Source organism: Nostoc sp. CHAB 5715 (assembly GCF_020829685.1).
GTDB lineage: Bacteria > Cyanobacteriota > Cyanobacteriia > Cyanobacteriales > Nostocaceae > Nostoc.
In genome coordinates this window covers 1-2,787 of sequence record NZ_JAIVFR010000961.1, presented here as the reverse complement: position 1 = coordinate 2,787, position 2,787 = coordinate 1, and the positions used below count along the sequence as shown (strand labels likewise).

Annotated in this window: 1 protein-coding gene and 1 pseudogene; one reads left to right on the top strand and one right to left on the bottom strand. The window is 35.9% G+C overall.

Annotated elements, in window-relative coordinates:
* Positions 1-348: pseudogene (locus LC574_RS34360) on the top strand (transposase); the annotation flags it as partial.
* 252 nt (positions 349-600) lie between these two features.
* Here the strand turns inward: LC574_RS34360 and LC574_RS34355 are convergent.
* Positions 601-2,787: GUN4 domain-containing protein (locus LC574_RS34355; RefSeq protein ID WP_229458080.1), on the bottom strand; the 2,187-nt coding region annotated here is incomplete at its 5' end.

Sequence of the window (2,787 nt, the reverse complement as noted above, 5' to 3'; positions counted from 1 at the left end):
AATTATGGAGTCTATGACCGACTTGGGGATGATGGTTTAACAACTTGGCATCCGGCTTTTTTAGCACTGGGTAAAACTTTGAATGAATGTGCTGCTAAATATCGGGGTTTTTGTAAAAAGTACAAGCCAAAAGCGAAAACAGAAAAACGCTATTTTTGGGGTAATCAATTTTTGCCTAAAGTAATTAAAGGCAAAGGAAAAAAAGCATCACCAGGACAGATGCGATTGCCTTGGGATAGTTGGGAAGCAAGTAATCCAGAAATTATTGATGTGGCTGAGAAATTTATTTTTGCTAATTGTTACAATCCGCAAGTTGCAGGGATGATTTTTAGAGATCACAGTCAATGATTTGAGATGAAGATAGGAGCAGTGTCTCTATTTATCACTAAAAATGTCTTTTTTAGAGGAATTCGCTACTTACTGGTAATATCAGCGACTCTAAATTAGCTCTTCTCAATTCCCTTTGTGTTGCTTGTTTTTTTTCTTTGGGTTGTGCATTGCCTAGTGCCAGATATTGAATCTCCCAAAGCCTTATTACTGCGTGGAAAATATCCCAGGAATAAATCTTTACAATTCTCTGAAAGCCTTATCTGTTACAATTTACAAGTCTCTGCATGAAGAAAGAAGTAACCCCGCTCCGACCCAACTCACCACCGCCGACCGACCCCACCTGACCGTCCACCCAGACCCAATTCCTTCTCCATCGGGAGTTGGGAGTTCACCCCTCATCGATATCTCAAACCCACCCCCTGCAAGGTTCATGGGTAATTCCTCATATCTTCTCCACTCCCCATCCTGTCCTCTCCATCCCACACTTTTTGTAAAATCATTATACCCTTTCTCGTTCCAATTTTTCCATTCTTCCTTCTCCCAATCAAAATCGAGAGAATTGCCACTAGCCAAATATATTTTTTTCTGGACACTATAACCAAAATAACCCTTGGAGTTCTTGACCCAAAGTGCATCTAGTTTTTTCAAATCATCACAATTAAAGTTTCTGACATCAGCTAAATCTAAATAGGGTTGTTCTTCTTTTCCTGCCGAATGGAGAATAAACTCCGAATTTTTTAAATCTGCTTCCCTCCATCTTTGCTGCTGCATTAAATAATCTAATTCATTTAATAAATGTTCCTTTAAAGATTGAGCATAAACTGGATTTGAGCTATCAAGTTTTTTAAGTTGACGATAAAGCAAAGCTACAATATCAGCATTGCCATTGTAGAGAATATTTAGGTCTAAACTGAATAATTCAACATTAGATTTAAACTTAGATTTCAGACTACTGATAGAATCAAATGCTTTCTTATAATCTGCTAAAGCCTTAGATTGATTTGAGCGTTCCTCTAATTTTCCTTTAACGTAGTTGATATAAACTAAAGTAGCTAAATTATCAGGAGTTTTATCAATTTTATTTTCTATTATTGATAATTCTTCCAGGCTTTTAGTAAAATTTATTTCAGCCTTTTCTAAATCTTGTTTTTGATTTTGATCCTTGTCCGCATCAGCTAGATATTGATACCCTAAAACCAACGAACTATTTAATAAAGCTTCTTTTAGCTGAAAATTATTAATTTTCTTCTGCAAAATCAAACCTGCAATATTCAAAGACTGATTGGCTTCGTTTGTTTTTCCCTTTTGTTGCAGTTTAGAAGCCACTGCTGAAAGTTTTCTAATTTTATCAATAGATTGGTTGAGTTCATTTGTATTTTTGTGAGCAGTTTGCAGCTGGATAAATGCACCTATACCTAACAAACCTGTAATTCCTAAAGTAACAGATAAAACTACCACTCCCAAACGCAATTGCTTTTCTGCTTTCTGTTTAGCTTTACCTTCAATTTGTCTAGCTCTTTCGGCTGCTTCCTTTTCTTTCCTTTCTCTTTCTAATTCTGCCTGTATTTCTGTTTCTGCTAGTTCTTCTTTTCGCTGTAGTGTGCGACTAGCGGCTAAAAATTCTCCATCTTGAAAACTTAAACTTTTACCTTTTGCCCAATTTTCCGCTTCTACTAAAGCTTGACCCCGCAATAAACGAGACTCATCTTCTTTTTTTGATAATATCCACTGACGATAATTTTCTGCATAAGGACGCAAACTGGCTAAACTTTTCTCAATCCATAAGTTGTAAAAAATGGTTTGATAAATTAGGTTATAAACCTTTAATTTATTCTCCTTGTTAACAACGATTCCCGCTAACTGTAAATCACTCTGTTCAATACTACTATCAATATCTATTCCGCCTGAGTGCCATACTTGCTGATATAAATCTAATAAGTATGCTGCTTTCTGTTCATCTCTTTTTAAAATTCTATCCCGAATCGTTCTAAAATGTTCCGGTTCATCTTGAGATTCCCAATTCTGAATCACTCTATGTCGGACTAAATTCTCTACAAAAGCAGCTTCTTCACCTGGGGGAATTACAGTTGCAGATTTACGGACAAATTCACAGACTTTCTGAGTCAAAAATGGCTGTCCTCCAGTCCAGTCTAAAATCGCTTTTAGTACGGCTTCCGGGTTGCTAGTTTGTCCAGATAATCCATTGATTAAAGGTAAAGCTTCTGCAAATTCAAATCCGGTTAATTCAATTCCTTTGCCAATATTAAAAGGAGTGCGCTTTTTATCTTGAATCAACTCAGAAGGAGTAGCGACTCCCAAAAGCACAAAATTAATGCGTTGATATTCAGGATTATCAACTCTTTGATTAAAGAATGCTCGAATTAAAGCAAAAAAATCATCAACCGGAAATTTTAAACTGAGAACACTATCAATTTCATCTATAAAAATAACAATCTG